This is a genomic window from Marixanthomonas spongiae, assembly GCF_003095375.1.
GTDB lineage: Bacteria > Bacteroidota > Bacteroidia > Flavobacteriales > Flavobacteriaceae > Marixanthomonas > Marixanthomonas spongiae.
Genome location: NZ_QEHR01000012.1, coordinates 20,843 through 45,143 on the forward strand (window position 1 = coordinate 20,843; position 24,301 = coordinate 45,143).

At 38.4% G+C, this 24,301-nt stretch carries 23 protein-coding genes; 13 read left to right on the forward strand and 10 right to left on the reverse strand.

The genetic code is table 11. The features are described 5' to 3' along the window. Positions 1-66: 66 nt before the first annotated feature. The 3 genes from DDV96_RS14465 to DDV96_RS14475 all read left to right on the forward strand — a co-directional run bounded on the left by DDV96_RS14465 (position 67) and on the right by DDV96_RS14475 (position 3,819). A complete protein-coding gene (locus DDV96_RS14465) occupies positions 67-966 on the forward strand; it encodes a PorP/SprF family type IX secretion system membrane protein (protein WP_240607742.1) in 900 nt (299 codons plus the stop codon). A gap of 9 nt (positions 967-975) precedes the next feature. Continuing rightward, entirely contained in the window at positions 976-2,913 is a 1,938-nt protein-coding gene (locus DDV96_RS14470) for an OmpA family protein (protein ID WP_116695501.1), read from the forward strand. 210 nt (positions 2,914-3,123) lie between these two features. Continuing rightward, positions 3,124-3,819 (forward strand): pirin family protein, encoded by a 696-nt coding sequence (locus DDV96_RS14475; RefSeq protein ID WP_116695502.1) that lies wholly within the window; start codon positions 3,124-3,126, stop codon positions 3,817-3,819. Between the two features lie 318 nt (positions 3,820-4,137). On the opposite strand, the gene DDV96_RS14480 is transcribed toward DDV96_RS14475, so the two are convergent. From DDV96_RS14480 to DDV96_RS14525, 10 genes are all read right to left on the reverse strand, one after another. Next, positions 4,138-5,130, reverse strand: coding sequence for a ribosomal protein L7/L12 (locus DDV96_RS14480; RefSeq protein WP_133240863.1), 993 nt, complete (start codon positions 5,128-5,130; stop codon positions 4,138-4,140). A 377-nt stretch (positions 5,131-5,507) separates the two neighbouring features. After that, positions 5,508-6,962 carry a geranylgeranyl reductase family protein gene (locus tag DDV96_RS14485; protein WP_116695504.1) on the reverse strand — a complete coding sequence of 485 codons (1,455 nt, stop codon included), beginning with the start codon at positions 6,960-6,962 and terminating at the stop codon, positions 5,508-5,510. Positions 6,963-6,964: 2 nt separating this feature from the next. Then, entirely contained in the window at positions 6,965-7,993 is a 1,029-nt protein-coding gene (locus DDV96_RS14490) for a polyprenyl synthetase family protein (protein WP_206074032.1), read from the reverse strand. Positions 7,994-8,061: 68 nt separating this feature from the next. After that, positions 8,062-8,805 carry a hypothetical protein gene (locus tag DDV96_RS14495; RefSeq protein ID WP_116695505.1) on the reverse strand — a complete coding sequence of 248 codons (744 nt, stop codon included), beginning with the start codon at positions 8,803-8,805 and terminating at the stop codon, positions 8,062-8,064. Continuing rightward, positions 8,768-9,472, reverse strand: coding sequence for a hypothetical protein (locus DDV96_RS14500; protein WP_133240864.1), 705 nt, complete (start codon positions 9,470-9,472; stop codon positions 8,768-8,770). Before DDV96_RS14500 ends, DDV96_RS14495 begins: the two co-directional genes overlap by 38 nt. Next, positions 9,438-10,097 (reverse strand): hypothetical protein, encoded by a 660-nt coding sequence (locus DDV96_RS14505; protein WP_116695507.1) that lies wholly within the window; start codon positions 10,095-10,097, stop codon positions 9,438-9,440. The genes DDV96_RS14500 and DDV96_RS14505 overlap by 35 nt, the downstream gene beginning before the upstream one ends. 11 nt (positions 10,098-10,108) lie before the next feature. Beyond that, on the reverse strand, positions 10,109-10,885 hold the full coding sequence (locus DDV96_RS14510; protein ID WP_116695508.1) for a COG1470 family protein: 777 nt from the start codon (positions 10,883-10,885) through the stop codon (positions 10,109-10,111). Between the two features lie 17 nt (positions 10,886-10,902). Then, on the reverse strand, positions 10,903-11,376 hold the full coding sequence (locus tag DDV96_RS14515) for a hypothetical protein (RefSeq protein WP_116695509.1): 474 nt from the start codon (positions 11,374-11,376) through the stop codon (positions 10,903-10,905). Between the two features lie 180 nt (positions 11,377-11,556). After that, a complete protein-coding gene (locus DDV96_RS14520) occupies positions 11,557-12,297 on the reverse strand; it encodes a LytR/AlgR family response regulator transcription factor (protein WP_116695510.1) in 741 nt (246 codons plus the stop codon). Positions 12,298-12,300: 3 nt separating this feature from the next. Further along, on the reverse strand, positions 12,301-14,088 hold the full coding sequence (locus DDV96_RS14525) for a tetratricopeptide repeat-containing sensor histidine kinase (RefSeq protein ID WP_116695511.1): 1,788 nt from the start codon (positions 14,086-14,088) through the stop codon (positions 12,301-12,303). A gap of 184 nt (positions 14,089-14,272) precedes the next feature. Here DDV96_RS14525 and DDV96_RS14530 point away from each other — a divergent pair, with 184 nt between their 5' ends. The 10 genes from DDV96_RS14530 (at position 14,273) to DDV96_RS14575 (ending at position 24,186) form a co-directional block, all read left to right on the forward strand. Continuing rightward, on the forward strand, positions 14,273-14,818 hold the full coding sequence (locus DDV96_RS14530) for a hypothetical protein (RefSeq protein ID WP_116695512.1): 546 nt from the start codon (positions 14,273-14,275) through the stop codon (positions 14,816-14,818). Between the two features lie 28 nt (positions 14,819-14,846). Beyond that, the gene (locus DDV96_RS14535; protein WP_116695513.1) at positions 14,847-16,538 is read left to right on the forward strand and encodes a hypothetical protein; all 1,692 of its coding nucleotides are present in this window, start codon (positions 14,847-14,849) and stop codon (positions 16,536-16,538) included. A 22-nt stretch (positions 16,539-16,560) separates the two neighbouring features. Further along, positions 16,561-17,550, forward strand: a complete 990-nt coding sequence (locus tag DDV96_RS14540) for a hypothetical protein (RefSeq protein WP_116695514.1) — start codon at positions 16,561-16,563, stop codon at positions 17,548-17,550. Positions 17,551-17,557: 7 nt separating this feature from the next. Beyond that, the gene (locus DDV96_RS14545; protein ID WP_116695515.1) at positions 17,558-18,397 is read left to right on the forward strand and encodes a hypothetical protein; all 840 of its coding nucleotides are present in this window, start codon (positions 17,558-17,560) and stop codon (positions 18,395-18,397) included. Positions 18,398-19,118: 721 nt separating this feature from the next. Then, complete coding sequence (locus DDV96_RS14550) at positions 19,119-19,760, forward strand: DUF6266 family protein (protein ID WP_116695516.1); 642 nt, start codon at positions 19,119-19,121, stop codon at positions 19,758-19,760. A 173-nt stretch (positions 19,761-19,933) separates the two neighbouring features. After that, positions 19,934-21,442, forward strand: a complete 1,509-nt coding sequence (locus tag DDV96_RS14555; protein WP_116695517.1) for a ParB N-terminal domain-containing protein — start codon at positions 19,934-19,936, stop codon at positions 21,440-21,442. Beyond that, the gene (locus tag DDV96_RS14560; protein ID WP_116695518.1) at positions 21,442-22,344 is read left to right on the forward strand and encodes a DNA adenine methylase; all 903 of its coding nucleotides are present in this window, start codon (positions 21,442-21,444) and stop codon (positions 22,342-22,344) included. Before DDV96_RS14555 ends, DDV96_RS14560 begins: the two co-directional genes overlap by 1 nt. A gap of 24 nt (positions 22,345-22,368) precedes the next feature. Further along, positions 22,369-23,022: a hypothetical protein gene (locus DDV96_RS14565; RefSeq protein WP_116695519.1), complete on the forward strand. Its 654-nt coding sequence runs from the start codon at positions 22,369-22,371 to the stop codon at positions 23,020-23,022. Positions 23,023-23,233: 211 nt separating this feature from the next. Then, the gene (locus DDV96_RS14570; RefSeq protein ID WP_240607745.1) at positions 23,234-23,509 is read left to right on the forward strand and encodes a DUF6660 family protein; all 276 of its coding nucleotides are present in this window, start codon (positions 23,234-23,236) and stop codon (positions 23,507-23,509) included. 164 nt (positions 23,510-23,673) lie between these two features. Beyond that, the gene (locus tag DDV96_RS14575; protein ID WP_116695520.1) at positions 23,674-24,186 is read left to right on the forward strand and encodes a hypothetical protein; all 513 of its coding nucleotides are present in this window, start codon (positions 23,674-23,676) and stop codon (positions 24,184-24,186) included. The last annotated feature ends 115 nt before the right edge of the window (positions 24,187-24,301 follow it).

Below are 24,301 nucleotides of genomic sequence, written 5' to 3' on the forward strand. Positions count from 1 at the left end.
CAAATCATCATGATATATAAATCAATACCCCGAAAAGAAACGATAGCACCCCTAGTACGGCTATGTATGCTAATAGCAATTGGGATCATGTCTTTCCAAATGACCGCACAGCAGGAGGCTCAATATACACAGTATATGTATAATACCTCCGTAATTAATCCAGCTTACGTTGGCTCCTTGGGTACATTGGACATTGTTGGCACCTATAGAGACCAATGGACAGGATTAGATGGAGCACCCGTAACCCAAAACCTCGGAATACACGCTCCCCTACGCAATGATAAAATAGGTATTGGTCTCAATATTCAGAATGAAACCATTGGGCCAGCCAAAGAGTTTAATGCGGTAGCTAATTTTTCTTATACCGTTATGGTCAGCCCCAATACCAAATTGGCTTTTGGGTTAGGTGCCGGAGTTAACCTTTATGATGTAGATTTTTCCAAAGGGTTGTTTTTAGATCCCAATGACTTTTTATTGATGAACAAAATTGACCAAAGGGTTACGCCAGTTATAGGTGCAGGTACCTACTTATATGGTGAAAAATGGTATGTAGGGCTATCTGTCCCAGATTTTAAGACCGATGATTTATATGATGACGAAGAGCGATCCATTGCAGAAGAGCAAATTCAATATTATTTAATGGGTGGGTATGTGTTTGATTTAAACCCTCGGTTTAAGTTTAAACCTGCCTTTTTAGTTAAATATCAAACCGATTATCCTTTTGTGGTTGATGTTTCCGCCAACTTTCTATACAATGAGCGTTTCATGTTAGGGGTATCCTACCGGTATGATGATGCGGTAAGTGCGCTAGCAGGTATCGAATTGTTTTCAGGCTTTTTTGTAGGCTATTCGTACGATTATACCTTAACCGAATTAACCAACTTTAATTCCGGTAGCCACGAAATTGTATTGCGATTTACATTACCCAGTAAACTTAAAAGAATTAACTCACCCAGATTTTTTTAAAACTTAATTATGAAACTACTTATACAACTCTCGTTAATACTATTTGTTAGCACTTGTTATTCGCAAGCATCACTCAATAAAGCGGAACGGTTATTTAAAAAAAACGCTTTTAAAAGTGCGGCTACTACCTATAATGAGTATATAGAAAATGCGGATAAAGTTTCAGAGGAAACCTTATTACAAGCAGCTGAAGCCAACTATAACGTTAACAACAATAGGAAAGCTGCCATGCTTTATGAACGTGCTTATAACATGAATGCCAACCTAGACGAAGAAAACCTATATAGGTATGTACGAAGCTTACGAAGCGTTCGGGAATATAAAAAAGCAGACCGCGTTTTCCTTCAGTTTCTCGAAAATAACGATAAACCTAAAGTAAAAGAACAGTTTATAAAAGAACGGGACTCCTTTTACGCATTATTGAATTCGTCAAAAGAATCTAGATACACCATTTCCAATAGTACCATAAACTCTGAATATTCAGATTTTGGACCGGTACTTTATAGGGACAGTCTTATTTTTTCATCCTCTAGGCCGGGTGCTGCAAAGGAATTATATTTATGGAACGAACAGCCTTTCTTAAGTCTCTTTGTGTCCGAAAAAGCAGAAAATGGTATGCTGGAAAAACCAACTCTGTTTTCTAAGCAGATAAAATCTGATTTTCACGATGCCACCATTGCCTTTGCGCCCAATAGCCATGTAGTCTATTTTACATCGAGCCATACAGAAAAACACAAGTTGATACTGGACAATAACCGCAGCAACCAGTTTGTGCTCTATAAAGCGACGATGGAGGATGGCAAAATTAAAAACAAAGAAGAACTTTTTTTCAATAGTAAAGAATATTCAGCCGGGCATCCTTCTGTAAGTCCAGACGGTACATTCCTCTTTTTTGCGTCCGATATGCCAGGGGGATATGGCCAGGCAGATATTTATTATTCTGAAATATACAAGGACGGTATGCTTTCCGAACCTAAGAACGCAGGGCCTACTATTAATACAGCAGGAAACGACTTTTTTCCGTTTTTGGCAAGCGATGGTTCTTTCTACTTTTCATCCAACGGACACGTAGGTTTTGGTGGACTAGATATTTTTGAAGCCTCTTTTAACAATGCTACCAAAAGCTTTTCTGATGTAAAAAACATAGGGAAAGTGGCCAACACCAGCTATGATGACTTTTCTATAGTATTTGATGACGATGTAACTTCTGGCTATTTTGCCTCGAACAGACCTGATGGAAAAGGCGATGATGACATTTATCACTTTACCAGAAAACCCCTTACCTGCAATCAAGTGGTAAGCGGAAATATAAAAGACCAAAAAGACAATAACAACTTAGCAGATGTTACGGTAACCGTACGGGATAGCACCAACGCCATTATCCACACCCTTATAACCGATGCAAACGGTAATTTTAAGGTTACAATACCATGTAACAACACAATAACACTTACCGCAACCAAACCTGATTATTTTGAACAGACCAAGGATGCACAAACTGGCAATAAAGACCAAGGTATTACTGATCCTGTAAACTTTATACTAGAAAAAGCTACCGATATGATTGTGAAAGACGAAGAAGGCTTTGAGAAGATTAAAATGGATCCTATTTATTTTGAATACGATAAAGCCAATATAACACCACAAGCTGCTAAAGCCTTAGATGGTGCTGTTAAGTTAATGAATTTTTACCCAAATATGGTTATTAAAATTGAAGCTCATACCGATTCAAGAGGATCTGATAGTTATAACCTCTCTCTTTCTGATAAAAGAGCAAAAGCGACTCAAGAGTATTTATACTCAAAAGGAATAGCCACCAATAGAATACTTAGTGCGAAAGGATTTGGAGAATCCCGTTTACTTAATAAATGTTCCAACGGTGTAAAATGTTCAGATGAAGAGCATGAAAAGAACAGACGATCTAATTTTATTATTCTAGAAAAATAAGGGTACATACATAAACTTCTTATCAAGATTTGGGAGTCACACAGTTTATGTATTTTCGCAACAGGTATTGGTCATATATCTTTTTATGACCTCCTGTTGTTTTAAAAAAATAATGCATTTAATCTATTTTTTTTGTATCTTAATCGATAAATAACTCCTCCCTTTAATTGGCAAAACTAATATTCATTAAGTTTTAATGATGATTTTTGTATGAACAATAAAGTTATTTTATCGACAACCAAGGTTGTAGAACCTACAAGTTTCGGAAAGATCACGCATAGGATTAGTGATAAGTTTCGTCCCCTGCCAGAGGTGTATCCATTCAGGTCTTTTTTAGCTTTGCAAGAGTTTTTCTTGAAACCTGGGCTGGGCATCTTGCCCCATACCCATGAAGATGTTACCGCTATTTTAATACCCCTTAGCGGTTCATTAACCCAACGATCTCTTAAAGATGGCAACACAACTATTACTAAAGGAGAAGTGCAGTTGCTATGTTATGAAAAAGGCGACATGCATTTAGAATACAATCAGGATAAAAAAGAAAACCTAGACTGTTTGGTCTTTGCTTTAGCTTCAAAGAACAAAGAAAATTGCACAGAGATCTTTAAGCTAACGGATAAACCCAATACCATTAGTAAAGTGTTTGACAGTAAGCTTATCAATGATCAAGAAAAAAACATTTCTTTTTATTTTGTAAACTATAATGCTGGTGTACACAAAACACATACATTTCATAACAACAAAAAAGGTGCTATTATCTATATGGTATATGGAAAAATCATGCTTCATAACGACACTAATAGTCCTATCCTAAAAAACAGAGACACCTTAGCGATATGGAATGAAAGCACCATCACGTTTACCACCCATCAAAACTCCAAGTTTTTTATTTTAGAACTATCCTAATTGGTCTATACAATTTTTTTAGACATGTTTCATATCATTTTACGTATTATACGCAAAACAATACGGGTTACTGTTGTCGTTATATTTCCATAACCATAGAGCTGTTGGTCTTTGGTGTTGATTATTTGCCCTATCGTTTTTTTTTAAAGTATCTCCCACTTTATCAAACTGTGAATAGCAAAATGATATCCATTACAAGAAGATGACGAATTTTTTCGGTTGTGGTTACTTTGTCTTTTTTAGATCAATGGCTTTATTATAAATTTAGTATCGTTTGTGTAGCCTATTATTCGGCACCCAATAGATCGTGCTCATTATTTAATTATTGACATTTAGAGAAGACATAGATTCAATTCGTACTATGGCCCCGGCATTTTCCAACATTCGTTTATATTGTTCTGCAACCTTTTTTGTTAGGCCTTCTTCCACTACGTCTAAATTATCAACAATATCTTTAGATTGCTTTAGGCTCAAATTTGTCAAGTTTCGAACTACTTTAATCACGTTTACCTTATTTTTGCCAGACGACAGCATTTTTACCAAGTATTTTACTTTAGGAACTTCACTGCTCATAGTATTTACTTCAGCCGTTACTCCCAATTTTTGAAGTTGATTAGCCATACTATTAGCTGCCTGTTGGTTCAGGTTTTGGGTTACGGTGCCACCGTGTTTTATGAGTATTGAAACTTTATTTTTTTCATTGGTACCTAATTGATGCAATAAAAATTTAAGAACAGCGGCCTGATTACTTTTTACTGGCTTAATATTAACTTCATACATAGAAGTTTGATTCTGACCATTATCGTTATCGTTTATATTGGCCTCTAAAGACGATGCACTGTTATTTGTTGAGAGTACTTCTGCCCTAACGCCTAATTTTCGAAGTTCATTGGCCACGTTAGTCGCTGCCTGTTGGTTCAGGTTTTGCATCACGGTTCCGCCATTTTTAACCAGCATATTGACCTTTCCTTTTTTATCTGAACCTAAAAATCTAATTAAAAGCTTAGTAACAGCCGGTTTATTTTTAGTAACCGGTGCTATCCTAACTTCGTATTTTGCAGTTTCAACCGCTGCAAAAGCTTCAGAGCTTTTATTATTTTCCTTTAACACCATCATCTGCTGTCCTTTGTGCGGTTTTTGCACCTTATTGGGTTGTTTGGCTTGGGTATCACTATTGGTATCATCACCGTTCCATTCTTGGGAAATAGCAAAAAACGAAGCAAATATCAGCACTACGGAAAATAATAATTTAATTTTTTTCATAATTAATATTCTTGTGTTTAAGGTCCTTAATTTAATTATAGTTAACAAGTTTGACCAAAGTTAATTAAAATTACTTTAAGCCTAATTTTACTGGTTTTAAGGAACTTAAGCTGAAACATTAATTATAATTTTGAAAAATTACATTGCATATTCATATCCATAATTACCAGTAGGTTCTTGAATTGCAGTCCAATCTTCGGATTTTCGCCTCAAAAGTTTTCCTTGAGTTTTGCTTGATCCCATATATTGATTTAACTTGAATAATGGATAAACCTTTTTTTGTTGAAAATTATATTTCCCTATCCCTAAAGGGTAATAATTTTCTCTGTTTGAACAATTGTATAGAATTTTCCCTCCCTTTTAGAATCGGGGAAAAGGAAAATTCGTCTTATGGTGTTATCCATCATTCACTTTGATTTAGTTTTCTAAATTTTATTTAAACTATGCCGAGCCACATTTAAAGTCTTTCCAGCCACATCGGTTAGCCAACTTATATGTGCCTTGGGGTTTTTGGCTAATTCGGTAACAGTATTACGGGTGGTTACGGCAAATTTGGCACCATCGGCAACCAATTGTCCCGGCTGAGCCAATCCGTTAAGTAGGTATCCATTGGCATCCAGCCCAGCCTGAAAAAGGATTTTCATGATAAAATCTGGAGTAAGTGCTTTATACGATGGATACGTCCCTTCAAATATACCTGCAATAATGGCGGCAAACTTGGGATCGTGTTTGCAACGGGAAATAAGGATGTTTAAAAAGTTCATCCATAGCGGAGTAAGGGTTTTGTTACGCCCAAACTGCACCAGTAAATTGGACAAGGAAAAATCATAGGCCAGCTCCTTTTCCAGTTGATTTTTATACCCTTCCAAAGCATCTGCCGAGCAATCGTCTTGCTGTATGCAATCAATTAAACTTTCTGCTGCCCAGCGAGCACTTAACACGGCATATTGAATACCATCGCCGCTCAAGGGATTTATAAGTCCAGCGGCTTCACCTACCAGCATCGCACGGTCTGCCGTTATAGGGTTCCGGGAATCGTAAAAGGTAATGGGCCAGCCCTGTATTTTTTCGGTTGCTTTGCCATTGCCCAATCGTTTCCGTAAATCGGGGTTGGTGGCTATATGGTTGGCAAAACATTGCCGTACTTCTGAAGCCTCTTTCGGACAGGTTTTAAAAATCATCGCCATCCCTACGTTGGCTCCTGTTTCCCCTTTTGGGAACAACCAATAAATCCCAGGGAAGTTTTCTTCACTAAAATAAACATCCACCCGGTTGCGTGGGCCATTGACACCTTCATAATACGACCGCAACCCCAACAATTGATACGCGGGGTCTGGCTGATAGCCGCGTAATTTTCGCCCTACCAATGATCGGCTTCCGTCTGCCCCTACAATCAGTTTTGAAATCAGCCGCCCTTCTTTCTTTCCATTTTTATAGGTCGTTACCACCTTGTTGGCATAGACCTTATAATCGATCATCCTACAGTTTTCATAAAAGACAGCGCCCTCCTTTTTTGCTGTATCATAAATCATAGCATCCAATTCCATTCGGGGTATTATGCGTGCATGAAATGGCAGGTCATCTGGCTTTTCCAAGTTAATATGGGCTTGGTCGTTTTTCATAAACAGGCCAACCGTATCAATACTGTTTGCTTTTTTAAATGTATTGGTTTGGGTGATGCCCATGGTATGAAGTTCGCGCAATGCAACAGGGCTCACGCCATCGCCACATACCTTATCCCGGGGAAACTTTTTAGCCTCTATAACAATAGTCTTGATGTTGGCTTTCGCCAAATGATACGCCAAGGCACTACCAGCAGGCCCTCCCCCAACGATGAGCACATCGCAATCATATTCTATTTTTTGGCGTATCTGTACCATAGCTAATAATCACGGTTTATCATATATAAAATAATGCTTTCCAAAAAAGCTTTGTCCTCGCTCTCTTCCAAATGTGAAAAATGCGAGTAAAACTCTTTAAGGGCCGCTCCTGCCAAATACTTGCTGGTCGTTTTTGCGTAGGTAATGGAACCGTAGTCATGCATTAATTCCAAAATTGTTTTCGCTTCAGCCAAGTTGCGGTCTAAAATGGGAATTTTTAAAAATCCTTTTATGAACCTTCGTTCAGAAGCTGAACAATGTAGGAGCAGATGAATAAGCATCAAGGTGCGTTTGCCTTCCATAATATCGCCGCCTATTTCCTTTCCGTATGCGCTTTCTTCCCCTACCAAGTTGAGCACATCATCTTGTATTTGAAAGGCCGCGCCCATAAAATAACCCAACCTATTGAAATCGTCCGGTTTTACACTGCCCTTGCTCCCAATAAGTGCCCCAATACGTATTGGGTGGATACAGGTGTACCAGCAAGTTTTTTTAAGGATCATCCGCAGGTAGTCGGTTTCGGTGAGGTCGCAGCGGTTGTCTTTGCGCCATCCCAGTTCGAGGGCTTGCCCTTCTGCCGATTCGGTTATTAAATGCTGAATTTCCAAAAAGATACGTTGTGACAGTTTTTCTCCCAACAAATCCCGGTTGCGCCATAAAGGGGATAAACTGAGGGCATTGAACATATCGCCAACGTTTATGGCTATGGCACGGCTGGTGGCTTCGTGCATGGTCGGTTTTTTGCGCCTATAAAAACTCTCGTCTTCCACATCGTCATGGATCAAGAATGCGTTGTGCAACATCTCTAAGGCAACTGCTGAAAACTTGGCTTCTTTCAACTTTCCCCCAAATGCTTTACAACTTGCGATGCACAGCCCCGGACGGAACCCTTTGCCGCCTCGATTGGGGTAATCTGATAACAAACCATAGAGGTATTGATCGGGCTCTTTTTCAGGAATAAACGCATGGATCCCCAAGAGGGTCTCGGTGCCGTAATCGGCCAGCTTTTGTTTCATGTGCGTGGTATCCATAACGTGTTGCTTATTGAATATTAGGTTGTTTGCATTGCCTACACCTACCCGTTAACTAGCTATATCTTTTATGTTTCCAATACTTCCAAAGCGATCAACACCCGCACCAACGGGTCGTTTTTATCGGTCAATAAGGCGTTGTAACATCCCGGCTGACTGTTTTTCGGCAGGTCTAACGTGATATTCAGGTCTTTTTCTTTTTTTGGTCTGAGCGAAAAGGATTTAGGTTCTATTTTTATGGCCCTTTTATAGATTACGTGTTCGCCCGGCCCAATCAAATCGCTTTTTCTAAGTTCAATTTTTTTAGGGCTTTCCAGATGGTCTTCAAACATGCTTATTGTCAAAGTAACCGTTTCGCCCGGTTTCATTGGGGCATCGGGTTCTAATGTAATAATAGCGGGGGTGCTTTTTGAAGTTTTGGATGGTGGTTTTGTGCTCGATGCTTTGCCGTTTTTTTTTGCCTGTTCCTCTGTTTCTTTTTTAAGAGCTTCCACCACACTGTTCATTTGGCCTGTTAAGGAAGCAAAGGCGTCGATAAATAAGTCTAACACTTCATGCGAATCCCGCCGAATCCGGTTCATTAAGGCGTCGGGGTCTTCCCGGATTTCATCGACATCTATTAATTTTTTCTCAATCTTTTTGGCCGCTAAAATACCTGCGGCTATTTCTTCTTCCAGTACGTTCACTGCGGAATTAACGATACGCTGCGCCTTGTTCACCACACGGTCTGTATCGATCCACGAGGCGTCTTCCTGTTTGCTTTGCTTACCGGAATTACTTTTTTTTCGTGGTCCTTTTTTTGACGTTCCCATTGGCTTGTTTTTTAACTGGTGGTGCTATGTGCAGTAGGATACGGAAGAAGGAAGGCTCAAAGCCCACTACTTCCACATCGCTACTATAGGTTGCGCTGGGGGTCTTTTTTGGAATATGAAGCTCAATGGCCACGGTATCTTTTTCGCCTGGCTCTTGAGTAAAGGATTGTGGTTTAAAAGTGGTTTTAATATTGATTTCGTTAGCAGGTTCCGCAGTATCCGTAAAAGGGGAATTGACCAGTTCGCAACTCGCGGTTTCTGTTTTGGTGTTTTCCAGAACAAACTGCAAGCTAAGCCGTTCTCCGGCTTTGGCGGTTTCTTCCAGTACAAATGCAGGTTGTGTCTCGGTATGACCAGAAGGTTCTTCTTTATCGATCATTTCATTGGCGAATGAAAAGCCCATTTCCAACGCCTTATTGTAGTATTCTAAATTCATTTTGGCAAACTCGGTAAAGGCTTTGCTGTACGCTTCGGGCTTGAAAACAAATGGGCTTTTGCCTGTTTTGGGCTTTTGGCTCATCTCGCTCCATATCTTAAACCCCTGACCCATAAATTTTTTATTGAGCGCAACGGTTTTTCTGAAAAGTTCTTCAAACGGTATTTGGTCGTTGTTTGATGCCATGGGCTTGGTGTTATCGGTCTTGGTCTTGGTCACGGATGGGCTCACAATAATAATGCGATTTCCAGCTTTGCCATCTTAGCTTGTATTTTTTCTCCTCGTGGGGCGTTACCGTAATGCCGGGATGATCGGCGATTTCCACGGTAAGGCAGATGTTTTGATTGTATTCTTTTTCTCGCAGTACGATTTCCGAAGTATAGGTGCCATTTTCCAATTTTCCCGTATCTAAATGCAACAACACCCTTTCTTTACCAAAGGGAGCCAATTGGACCGCGTTTTTATTTAAATTAAGTTGCACGCCGGCATCATTCCCATCTTGATCGATCAAAGGCCGGGCTCCTACCCTATATTTTTTAGGTGCATTGCAATCATTTTTCACATAAAATGGGATGATAATTCGCTCTCCCTTCATAGCTGTTCTATGCATGCTGGTCAAGCAATGCGGCGGACATTCTTCTTGGGGTGGACAACAATCCCCAGTATTGAACATGGTTTTTAAAGGCTGAAGGACGTTTTTGCCCAACTGTCCGGCATTTTTACTGAACTGGTTGCTGTTTCCCGTCATATTGTCCAGCATGGTACCATAGAATTCCATGGACATATTGGTAAGTCCCTGAAGGTTTTTCATGACCGAATCGCTGAACACATTGGACTGTAAAGGTTTATTTTCCATTTTTTCTCGTTTTATGGGTTTGTGGTATGTGACTTGAACGAACATGACACTTGCTCCTCCCAAAACCGGATGGTAAGGTCGTAATCGTTTTCTGCCTTGGCGTTCTCGGGGATGGTGATTTCAATGTTCACCAACATGCTCTTTCCAGGTTCTAAAACCTGCCCGGCCTCTTTTACTTTAGAGTTGGCCCAATTAGGCATGTTTTCTTTTAGGTTTCGGGTTACGTGGTCCATGGTATCGGTAAAGCCTTCCTCTTTATCGTACCGGAAACCATAGCCAAAAGCCCGGCACAGCAAGTCCATATCCAATGGGGCGACGTGGGTCACCTTGGGTATTTCAAACGGCATATTGCCGGTGTTGACCACTGTAAATGTTGCGGTGTGCTTTGTTTCGGGGGCTGTTCCTTGAAAGGTAAATTCGGTGGGGTTGATCGCTACCGAAATAGTAGGCTGCACTACCATGGTCACCTTGCGTTTTTTGCCACCGATGTCTATTTGGTTTTCGTAGGTGCCCGGACGTGTGTTAGGGTCTATGGAAAGCATAAGGTGTTCCATACGTTTTTCGCCGGGTCGCAACTTGCTGTTGATATAAAGCGGAACAGTGTTGAGGCTTTCGGTCTTTTTGCTTTTTGTGGCTTTAAGGTCAAGGAATTTTATACGGGTCTTGCTCTCGTTTTTATTGTGCAGTTCAATACTGCCCATTAAGTTGCCGGGAGGGCCGTTCAAGATGATTTCCTCCTCGCCAACAGCGATGTTCTTCAACTGGGAATCGGGCACTTTTTTTAACATAACGCAACAGATTTTAATTATCCTTGGGGCTCATTGGAATCCCTTTCGGGGAAAGGTCGGGTATCGGGCTTGCAGCATGGGTCTTCTTCGCAACGTTCAGCGGCGTTGGGCACGTAGGGTTCGGTGATGATCTGGCTTTCGCCGCCTACGCAGATGCTGAAAAACTCTACGCCCAACATTTTAAAGCACACATTGGAATAATTGGGAATGCGCACCCGTTGTTTCATCAAGTCCTTGATGTCTTTTAAGGTAAAGCGCGGCAGGTTCATAAGTTCCAGCTTGTTGTCTGTGGCTACGGGTTCGTTGGTATCTCCGGTTAGTTTCAAGGTGTTTGTGGTGGATAGGCTTCCGCTTATCTTGTTTTCCACACTGCCGGAAAGTTCGGTCGCAATCTTGCCCGAATGTTTGGCGTCCAGATCGGCATCTATATCAAACGGGCGTATCGGGTTGAGATTGTGCGTGTAAGTGGTTGGAATTTTTGGAACGCTCATACTATTTGATTTATTTGGTTACAACCCAATAAATTTAATCAATAATATCTAAAGCATTAGCATTTAACCCTCTAAATTTAAGCTGATTACGTATATTTTTACAACTTTCAAATTTTTCTTACAAAAGAAGAACGGTATAGACAATAATTGGAAGGGGTTTTCTGAAACTTTCCTTACCTTTTATCGTTTTAAGTGTTCTAAGAATTGTTCTTTCCGCCGGGTCGAAACTTCGATACTGTGATTGTTTGTCATAATTACATAACCCCCCTTTCCCTTGACATATTTTTTTACTTCGTTCAGGTTGATCAAGTGCGAATTGTGTACCCTGAAAAACTGTTCCGTAGCCAACAGTTCTTCAAAGGTTTTCAATGTTTTAGACACCGTTATTTTCTTTCCGTTTTTTAAATGAATGTGGGTATAATTTTTATCGGCTTCACATCGTAAAATTTGGTCAACTTCCAAGAATTCGTACCCTTCGCTGGTAGGCACGGTTATTTTTTTTAACGCATTTTGGTGTTCCATATTCTGAAGCAATACAGCAATACGCTGTGCCATATGTTGTGTGGTATGGGTTTTAAAACGTTCCAAGGCGGTGGCGAACTCTTTTGTGCCTATTGGTTTCAGCAAATAATCCAATGCGCTAAACTTTATGGCTTTAAGGGCATACCGGTCGTAAGCAGTGGTAAAAATCACATCAAAAGAAGCAGGGCCTACCTGCTCCAGAAAGTCAAAGCCTGTGTTTGGCCCTATTTGCACATCTAAAAAAACAAGGTCTGGCCGTTGTTCCTTCGCTATTTTTAAAGCGTCGGCAACTGTTTTTGCCGTAGCCACAAGAACATACTCCTCTTTGTAGGACGCCAACAGCTCCACCACATGGTCTATGCAGTGTTGTTCGTCATCTATGACCATTACTTTTACCATACCTTAAAATGCCAGTTGCAGGGGGAGTCCTACTTCTACCCGCACCCCCTGTTTTTTGTCTATCAACCTAACATGCCCTTGGACACTGTTTCGTTTATTAATGATTGCTATGCGGTTTTTGGTGAGCTTCATGCCATATGATTTGTTCGTCTTTCCATTTTTGGTTGCATCTTTTAACTGCCCTACACCGTCATCATCAATAGAATAAAGAATCATCTCTTCCTTTTTTTGAACCTGAACCAAAATATGGCCGGTGCCGGTTTTTTGTGATATACCGTGCCAAATACTGTTTTCGGCAAAAGGTTGCAGGATCAACGGCGGCACCAAAGTGTTTTCCACATCAATAGACGGGTCGACCGTAATTTTGAAAGAAAATTTGTGTTGCAGCCGCTTTTGCTCTATTTCAAAATATGTAGTCAATAACTCTAAGTCCTCTTTTAAGGGAATCGCTTCCTTTTCTGAATTTTCCAAAGTCTGACGCATCAAGGTTGCAAATTTCACCAAATAAGCCTTTGCCTCCGTTTTTTCGTTTTTGGCGACAAAATCGTGGATAGAGTTAAGCGAATTGAAGATAAAATGCGGGTTCAGCTGCGACCGAAGCGCTTTAAGCTTGGTTTTATCAACTTTAGATTCAAACTGTGATACCGTTTTTGCTTCTACGGCATCGCGCTTTTTCTTGTACAGGACAAGAATCACGACCAGTGCAAGCAATAGCCCACTGCCCCCAAGGATTACCGTTTTCTTTAGGGTGCGCTGCCTGTCGATTTCGGCTTGGGAAAGCGCCTGCTCTTTTTGATGCTCATAGCTTAGGTCTTTTTTTACCAGCTCCACTTGCTGTTCCCTGTCTTGGATGCTATCGTTGAGCACAATATATTTTTTATAGGCTGCTAAGGCTTCAGTGCCTTTTCCCTGGTTTTGATATGTTTCGCTCAAGGCCAGCCAAGACTCTGCTTCCCGATCCAGTGCCCCGGTTTCTGCGTTTAAGTCAATGCTTTTTAGCAAGGTGGTTTCGGCTTTTCTTGTTTGTTCTTGGTACCCGTAAATTTTGCCCATATTGGTCAATACAATGGCCATCGTTGCTTTATCTTCTATAATTTCGGCTTGCTTCAAGGCTTTATCGTAATAGAGAAGTGCTTTTTCATAATCTTCTAAGTGTTGGTAAGCCAATCCTAAATTATTGCAAACCGTGGGATAATAAATTTGAAGGGGTTTTTCTTCGGAAAGCGACAGTGCTTTTTGAAGGTTTTCAACGGCCAAGGAATCTTTCCCTTGGTCCATTTGCACAGTGGCTATGTTGAAAATGGCAATCAATTGTTGGGGTTTTGAATCGGTTTCTTCGGCAATTTGAAGCAGCTTGCTATAGTTTTCCAAAGCCCTGTCAAACTCTTCCATATCGGCATAGATGTTGGCGATGTTGCTATATACCGTAGCATCGAAGAGGTTTTTCCCTTCAAAATGGGCTGCATCCAAGGCTCGGTGGTACTGCTGTAAAGCTTGGGTAAAATCAGACTTTAAATAATACACGTTCCCTTGTTGCCGGTAGGCTTTTGCAATGCCTACGTTCCAATTATTGCTTTTGGCAATTTTTAAAGCCTCTTGGGTATATTGGGTTGCCTTCGGTTTATTGGTTGTGGCAATGGCGTGGGCCATGTTCAATAGGTAAATGGTCCGCAGCGTATCGGGAACCTCCTTTTTATCCAGCAGGGTTTTAAGGGAATCTACTACGGTCTGCTGGGCCATACCCAAACAGGACACCATGAAGAAGACCAACAAAAATAATTTTGTTTTCATAAAAACCGTTCACAATGGAAAAATATGAGGAGTTGACTTGAGGAGTACCCAATTTACTAATTTTCAGCAAAAATCCACCATAGGGTTGCAGAAAATAATTGAACCCGTGCAGTTGCTCATTTGTGGTTGCCTTATCCCTGTTTGTTGTATAGTTTTAATTATCAGTTACTTAAAACCATACAATATGCGCACTTCACTACTTATTATCGCTGTTTTCTTTTTCTTTTTTAATGTTGACGCACAAAACAACTCGCTCAAAGAAATTTACAAAGGAACGTTTGCGGTCAATTCTATAACCGCCTGGCGGGGAAAGACCCGGGTAGCCGTCCCGTTACAGATCCCGGCCAACGCTACAGGTTTTTATTATACGGTTTATGTGAGCAAACGCAAAACCTTTAGGCCCGAAGCCCGGAAACTTGTTTTCGATGTTTTGGCCGATAGGATGGGCACGAGCTCGGAAAATGCAGACCGGGCCAATGAGATCCTGGTAAAAGAGCAAGGAAAATACGAAGACATCAACATTTACCTCCTGCCCAGCGAACAGGACAGCCAATTGTTCGAAAAACGGATGAACTATGACTTTAAGGCTTTAAAAGCATGGAAGGACATAGGTGAAGAAGTGACGTTTGTACCTACAAACGGAACTCGACAGACTCTATATCTAGGGTTTTTAAACACCAACAACACCATAGGATTAGACGTGTATTTAAAAGTGGCGGCGAAATATTGAAGAAAGAACCAAATAACTCACACATATTATGAAAACAACAATTAATTCAATCATACTCGCTATTTTATTAATAACGGGCGGCACGGCACACGCACAGTTTCTTAAAAAACTGAAGAAGAAAGTGACACAAGCTGTTGAAAATACAATTGTAAACACAGCAGATGAAGCCGTAAACGATGTCATAGGAAATAAAGAAAACAATACTAGCGAAAGGGAAAACCCGGCATCTCTTTCCATTACCGAAAACAAAACCATTACAAACCGACAGCATCAAAAACCCACTTCAAGAACTACCGAGGGCATAGTAAAATCCACTGATAAATTTTCAGCAGTATCCACAATGACCATCCCGACCATTGATGAAGACTTTGAGTCTATTTCCTTACTTACTTTTAAAGGACTGCCCCTCTTGGGCGAACCGGACAAAAATTTAATAGGGCTTACTGTAGGTAAGGAATACGAAAAGTACAACGGCTTGCTCAAGGTGAAGTTTTACCGTCCGCTGTTCGATACCATGGACAAGGAGGTATGGTATCCCAACAGGTATGCTGGGGAAATAAGGTATCCGAGGGAAGGCGTGAATTCGGTCATCGCCCAAAAAGCACTCTTTGCGGCCGCAACCAGCTTGAGTTCGCGTACGGCTTGCGAAATCTATTATGACAGACCGGGAGAACACAAAAGTTACAGAAACGACAACAAAACATGGGGTGGGTACAATGCCAGCGATATACGCCAGAATACCCTTTATAAAAAATACATTGCCGAACAATTGGGCAATTTGCAACGCTATGCCGAAAAAATCCCAACCACGGCCTACGTGGTCGATAAAATGGGGTTAATGCGGTATGATTTTGACCAAAACGGTTTTATACTGGAAATACCTGTAGCTACGCCCAATGTAATCTATACCAAAAGAAGTTTTGGTGGGTATGCCCCGCGCCACGAATATGAACAAGTGTTCAAGACAAAAAGACGACGCAGTTTTGATTACCTTTTTAAAATAAAGCCCGAAAAAGTAGAACAGTTGTTTGAAGGCAAAACACGTTCGGGCAGATCGGCCTATTTCGTACATAAAATTGAATGGTACGGAGCTGACCACACCCCAACATATAAAGAATACGTAAAGTACCCCCAACTTAAAACGGTGCGCAAAGCAATAAACTACCATAGACTGCAGTACAGCTATGCAGACCCACTTATAGAAATTTACCTGGATCCCGAGCTTACCCAAAAAATAGGCGAAATAGACCTTGCTAAAATAGATACGAAACAATTAAAAAATGAAAATGAAAATGAAACAGAACAAAAGCCAACCCTCCGCAAAGAGCCTCATGTAAATTTTGAAAATGCAATACCACTCAGTGTTGTTCACGAAAAGCCAGAAATACCCTTCTGTACCGACAGCAAGGACCGCCGTTGCCAAGAAAAATACATTAACGAATGGTTACAGGACAAAATAACGAATGACAAGCTTAAAGAATGGTTTAAACCCTACAACAATAGCAACCATCGAAAGGTTTCAATAGGCATGGTTCTTGACACCAATGGAAAATTCCATATTAAGAATATGCGTCCGTTTAATGAAAAAGCGTCCAATGGCATACAAAAAATACTCAATGCCCATACGTTAAACATGAAGCCCGCACGGCAACGGGGAAAACCGGTTCATGTTATGTTTGTCCACAATGCCCTTATCTCATACAACATACGGAAGTATTGATCAATAAGCCAATAAAAGTATTATGAAGGCAAAATTCAAACACAAAGCTATATTGTTCATTGCAACCATGATTTTTACACTGCATGGTTGCCGGGTAGTGTACTCCAACCGCCCTTTGCCCAGCGAGCAACCTGTTCTTAAAGCTTTTCCGTCCAACTTTAAAGGGGAATACAAGGTTATTGGCCCTATGGACAAATCTGATGTGTTGGATAAGAAATACCCCCAAAATCTTTTTGATATGTTCTGGAACATTGAGGTAAACAAGGGTGTCTGTACCATAAAGCATTATTTTGGTTTTCATCCTTCAAATACTGCACAAATTAACGACCATCGCGATTTTAAGGTTGAAAACAGCATCCTTTTTTACAGGAACGACAGCATTAAAAACCGTATGCTGAAACTATTGAATAAAAGCACAAAATTGACCGAGAATGAACAATACGATTTGGAAGACCTTCTTAACCGTGACAAAAAAGGGGAACTCGAGCAAAACTTTCCCTTGACAAAAAAACAGGGACGCTATACCTTCAACACAAAAACGGCTTACAAAATAGACCTGCTGAACAACGACTTTACCGACTATACTTGGACCGACAAACCGGTTGAAGTAAAAGTAGCCTTTAAAAAAGCAGGGGATTATTTGTTTTTTAACCTAAAAGAAAGCAAAAAAGATTGGCTGCCCATCATTGTAAAACAAAACGGGAACCACATAACGGTCTCACGCATTGACCACAGTAACCTATCGGACCAATACTCCTATTACAGCTCCATTACCGAAGTTATGAAAGAGAAAGATAAAAGTGACGACTACGTTATTAACCCTTCGCAGGCCAACCTTCTCTCTTTTTTAGAAGAGCCTCATTTTCTAAATACCATAGCGATATTAGAAAAATCACCAGTCATTTTTTATCAAGAGACTTGGTTTCTTTATGGGGTAGGTTTATTTGTGATAATAGTGATAACCGTTTTAATAAACAGCCTTATTTCAAAAAATAAAAAAAAACCAAAATAGAGAGATTATGATACGTATTTGCAAATTACATTTTGTTTTGGCCGTACTGCTTTTTCCATTGGCCTTAATGGCACAAGAGCTACCCGGTATAAATGCTATTGAAGAGATTTATAGAGCTTACAACAATGAAGATTACTACCAAGTAAACACCTATCTAAAAAAATTTGGTATGAACGAAAAAGACAGGACCAAAAAGAATGACGCCACTATTTATTTCAATAAATACAATTTAAAAAACAACATCGGGAAAAGGAATTTGTCCATTACGTTAGGGGATAATGGAAAAGTAGGCGTGATGATTCGAAATGCAGATGAAGAACTTTATAAATATTATATAAACACCTATATTAAAGCGGCCGATACTTATGACATGAGAGATAATGTGTATTTTTTTAAGAAGGACAATATAAATATTGCCACTATTTTTTCCGAACAAAAAATCTATTTTGTCCTAACCTCGCTTAACAAAACTAAATTAGAAAAATCTACAAAATCCAAATCTCCCGTTTCGAGCGGCACGATTACCGTAAATTCAACTAAATTAACAGGTATTTACCTCAACAAAGGCGATAAAATCAATTTAAAAGCCTCTGGGAGGATAACTTTAGGCTTTTTTGCCGGTGCTGCCGGACCAGAAGGCATCAACGGATTTGAAATTTACAATATCGTGCGCAATTACCGCCACGGCAGCCTTATCGCCACCATTGGCGAAAACGGCACATGGTTTTATGTAGGCAAAAAAGCCACATTAACGGCCGATACCTCGGGGTACTTAAAACTGTATGCCAACGATGTGGACCCCGGCAATAATTCTGGGAGTTTTAAGGTCGCTTATACGAAATTGTAATACCTACTTATTGGGTTTCTAATAGTACGTCGTTTTTAATTGTACCATGATATATTAAAGAAAAGATGTTGAACATCATCCTTAAAGCAAAAGGATAAGAAATACATCCAATTTTGATTTATAGAAAAAACAATACATTCCTCCACAATTTACCTACCTAAAATAGGTTTTCCAGTAGTTTTCTTCGACTTTACCCCCTATTTTCTTCGACTTTTGTACGTAAAATAAGGGGTCATGTCGAACAAAAGTCGAAGAACACTCGAAGAAAACTGGGACAAAATCCAAAGGAAACTTGGTGGTGGTTTGTGTAAAAACAGGAAGAAGTATTATTTTAATCTTAATAACTTATTTGTTCATTTTTTCCATTGATGAAAAAACGAACCAAAAAAATCTAGGCTTACGAAACGGTATCTAAATTTATCATTCGGTGCCTAAATTTTAGGAACTCGCTTTACTACACTTGCTAGGGTGAACTAGTCGTCTTGCTCAAACAGCCTAAAATTCTTAACGGCACTTTCATTTCAAATTTGACGATACCTTTTCGATAGGCCAAAGGCAGGATTTTTTAAAATACTTCCTCATTGTGTAATAGTTAGCTGGAAAAAAGTAATAACTTTATCATGTAGCTCAAACAGCAAAAATCACCCTATCCATTTGCAAATTAGTCCCATACCTATTATATTAGCCATTCCCCTTTATATAATCTAACTAACTTAACCGTATGGGAACACTACAAAATGGCCTCATGGGAGGCTTCTCTGGAAAAGTAGGTCCGGTCGTGGGCGCTACTTGGCGAAACAAAAACATTATACGCTCGGCACCGCAACTTTCTAACAAACCACGTAGCCAAGCACAATTGAGCAACCAAAGTAACTTTGGGCTGGTAAGTACCTTTTTAGCAAAGTACCGTGCCTTTATCAACGCCTATTTTATACCTGATGCAGACGGCAAAGCGGCTTATGGCAGTGCGATGTCCTACCATAGAAAACATGCCACCATTAAAATAAATGGGCTGTATTACATGAACTACCTCAAAGTACTCATAAGCAAAGGCCCCTTACCTGGTGTATGGAACCTCACTTTCACTCAAGGAGCAATTAACAGTTTTCAACTAACTTGGGACGATAATAGCGAGCAACCCCTCGCCGCCCCTAATGATCTATTGACCGTAGCCACATACGCCCCAGCGTTACATACTTTTTATTTTTTTGAAGCCTGTGCCGAACGCCAAGACACTAGCGTACAACTAACGATACCCGCTGGTTTTACCGAACAAAACCTACAGCTTTGGGCGACCTTTACCGACCAAGCCAAACACCCTACGGCAGCGACGAGTTGTTATGTTGGGGAAGTGAATGGGTAAGGAATTGAAATATTTGGGTATATTTGAAGTATTATCTCCCTAGTTTTTTTAAATAAATAATGTTTAAACCAAATTCTACTTACAGTAATGTTTAGGTTTTTTTTAAAAGCATCTTTAAAATTATAATATATATCTAATTATCTTTTGAATTTGACAATACTTAAAACACTTTTATGAATAGAAACTATGATTGGCTTGTAAAAAAAACACCACGTTCCGTTGACCAATTAAAACTGTGGCCAGAAAATCCAAGATTAAATCCAGAGGAGACACACTTGACACTCAAGGAATATGCAGAAGATTTGACCATTGATAAAGGAGAAAAAAATGATTTTTTCGCACTCGTAAATTCAATTGTAGCAGATGGTTTTGTGCCAGCAGACCCAGTTGTAGTTTGGCAGAATAAAAAAAATAAAAAATACTACGTTGCAGAAGGTAATCGTCGTGTAATAGCTTTAAAATTATTACGTGAACCAAAGAAATCACCAAAATCAATACGTAGTTTTATTCGTAAAGCCTCTTCAAAAATAAATATTACGACGATTGAAAAAATACCAGTTAATGTTGCACCATCTTTCGAGGATGCAGAATGGTATATTAATCAAAGGAACAGTTCATCAACACTTCAAAGAAGATGGTCAAGAGTACAACAACAAAGATGGATAGTTACTCTGTACCAAAAACACAATGGTGACCTTGATAGAATTTTGTCGGTTACAAAACTTACAAAGAGTGAAATCGAAGGAATTATAAGAACTTTAAAAATCAAAGATTTTGTCAAACTAGATATAGTAAAAGACAATCTCTCAACAGAAGAATTTGAATTGGCAGACTCTTACCGTTTTCCAATAACCGTTTTAGAAAGGTTTTTCAGTTTTGCAGACGTAAAGGAAAAATGGGGTATAGAATATGACGGACTTGATGTTAATATAATTTCAAATGAAGATAGTTTTTACGCTTCTTTCACAGAATTAATAAAAAGGATAGTAAACAAAGATGATGATAAAATAAATACTAGACTAAGAAAAGAAGACTTAGAAGAAGTGCTTGATTCATTACCTACAGTAATTTTTGCATCCGATCAAGTTGAAGAAAAAGATGATAAGGTAGAGGAAAAAATAATTAATAATGATAAATCTACAAATGGTGCGGACACAAGTGGAGGTTCTACGGGTGAGGAAACTGAAGACAAGCCAGAGCCAGGCCCAGAGCCAATAAATCATTTAAAAGATAACCCAGACAGAACGAAAATGGTTTTAAAGATTTATAGTTTAAACACAGATAGTTATAGACTTTTAGGTCTTTTTAATGAGTTTAAAAGAATATCATTAGGTTATAAAAATATTGTTTCATCCTCATTAAGAGTTTTTGTAGATTTAGCAGTTTTTAAATATATAGAAACAGAAGGTATAGAAAGTGACTTAAGCCGGTTTTATCGAGATGATTTGAGAAATATTCCTTTAAAAAAACGTTTGGAATATATTAAAACAAATAAATTGGCTGGAAAACCCCAAAATATAGTCGGTAGATTATTAGACCCAACTTCTCAATATTCATTAGATGTTTTGAATGGGTTTATTCATAGTCAAGACACTCATTATTTAAACCGACAGTTTTTAAATAGCTTTTGGGATTTCTTATTTCCACTATTTCAGGAATTATTAGATATTAGAGAAATATAATGTACTATTCACCACTTAGATATCCAGGAGGAAAAAATAAGCTTTCCGCATTTATTGCTAAAGTATGTCTTGACAATAATGTAAATGGACATTATGTTGAACCTTATTCTGGTGGAGCTTCGGTAGCATTATTTCTATTAATGGAAGGCTTTGTCCAGAAAATAACAATAAATGATAGAGACAGGTCAATTTATGCTTTTTGGCACTCTGTACTAAAAAATACAAATAAGTTATGTGAAATGATTGAAAGTACAGAATTAACAATTGAAGAATGGAAAAAGCAAAGAGATGTCCAAAGTAATAAAAAAACAGTTGATTTACTTACACTTGGTTTTTCCACTTTTTACTTAAATCGCACAAATAGATCAGGGATAATTAATGCAGGTGTAATGGGAGGCATTGAACAAAATGGAAATTATCTTATGGATTGTAGGTTTAATAAAACCGCCTTAACCCAAAGAATTAGAAAAATAGCTAAACATAAAAAGAATATACGTCTCTATAAAAAAGATGCTATCAAATTAATTGATAAAATCCAACAAGAAGCTCAAGATGACAACTTTATTTTCTATTTTGATCCACCATACTATCTAAAGGCAAGTTCACTATATATGAATCATTATGAGGATAAAAATCATAAAAAAGTAAGTGACAAAATTAAATCAATTGAAAATATCAAATGGATAGTTTCTTATGACAATGTTCCTGAAATCCAAAAGCTTTATTCAGACTGTCCAAAAAAAGAGTTTTCTTTTAATCATACTGCCTATGAAATAAGAGAGGGAAAAGAGGTTTTGTTTTTTAGCAATAATATTGAGCAGCCAAAAATTAGTGATTGGAATCCATTAAAGTTCAAACTAAAAAAAGGAAAAAAAACCTCTAAACTTGTTCACACAAAATAGTTTCTACAGTTTAATAAAAAATAAATGCCTTTATTAGTATCAAAAAGGGAATTAAATAGTAACTATTTAATCAATAATACCTATGAAAATTTAGCATTTAAACCCGTTACAAAAATAGCTAATATCACTTTTATTCCTCCTAAGACAAAAATTAAATTCTCAAATTACAACAACTGGGTATATCTTAAACTAGATTCTTCTAATAATGAAACATTATCAGTTCTGAGATTAAAAAAAATTATATTGAATAAAGAGAAGTTTTACGAAGCAAATAAGTCTATATCCTTTAAAAAAAGAAAAGGTTATGCACAATGTTTATATGAATATGCTTTTCAAAATTTAGACCTACCAATAATCTGTGATGGTATACAAACAAAACCAGGTTCATCAGATCTTTGGTTAAAATTTCAAAAAAGACAGGATGAGTATGGTTATGAAATTGTAGTTTTTAATACGCAAACAAACCATAAAAGTAAATTTATACGCAGGAACTATAATGAATATGATATTTGGGGTTGGTATGCTGATTTTACTGATATGGCTAAAAACATTCCAAAATTTTTGGAAGATGCAGTTAGCGAAGGAGATATGGAACTTGAACTTTACCAATTTTTAAAGAAAAACATTAATAAGGTTAAAGATCGTTCCCATATCAGGTTAATTGGAAGAAAAAATTGAGAAAACGTTGTTATTAAATTTAAGAGGTTTAAAAAGTTAATTAATTTGATTAAAATACGAATAGTAAAACAAAAAACACAAAGTAACTTATTGAATTTAAGTATTTATTTAAATAATGAATAAGAATAATAGAAGAAGTTATTTTGTAAATAATAATTTACTGAGTAGGTTTTGCAACCCAATTGCATCCATATTTCCCTATATTTGTAGCGTGAAAATTTTGGCAGTCATATTATCTATCTACTTTTTGGGGCTCAATATAGTGCCCTGTAGCGATACGGCCCCTACCCAAGACGATACACAAACCGAGATGGTTTTAACCCAAGACATCGACCACGAACATCCAGATAGCGACGAGTGCACGCCCTTTTGCCAATGCCATTGTTGCCACGTACATACGCTGGATATCGGCACCGCGGCTTTTGAGCCCATTGCCCTTGCCATTTCAAACCATATATTTCTACATTTTGACAGTTTACTTCTTTAGAACTGAGACGAATGTCTCGTCATAAGGCCCAAAATTGCTTTAGAGTTTTTTCGCCTGAAAATTCCTATAAAAACCAAATGTTCACGTTTTTTAGTTAAATTAGTACAAAACTAAATGCAACCGAGGGTTATACAAACACGTTGTAACAATTAAAAAACTTACTTATGAAAACAAAAATTCTATATTTAATAGCAATGGTTATTTTTATGAATTACTCATTTGGACAAACTTTTGAAACGGATTCTATATCGCAATCGGAAGTTTCAAAACTTCATTTTATTACAGGCAAATGGAAAGGAACCGGTTGGATGATGGGTCCCAATGGGGAAAAAACTGAATTCGACCAGACCGAAAACATTCAATTTAAGTTGGATAGCACCGCAATTTTAATAGAAGGATTGGGAAAGAAAAATGAAAAGGTCATACACAATGCGATGGCCATTGTATCGTATAATAAATCAGAGGAAAACTACTCTTTCCAATCATACCTGCAAAATGGGAAAAAAGGTGAGTTCAAAGCAGAACTGATTGGTGAAAAATTTTATTGGTACCCAAACAGTACTATGCGATATATAATTGAACTCAATGATAAAGACCAATGGTACGAAATTGGGGAAATTAAAAGAGGTGAAAATTGGTTTCAATTTTTTGAAATGACTCTTGACCGAATGAAATAACTGCTATCAACCAGCTCCACTCAATCATTCATAAATTATAAAAACTATAACGATAGAAAAGAATACAAAATAGCAAAAAGCTTAACGAAATGCATTCGCTGCCTTCTGCAACCCA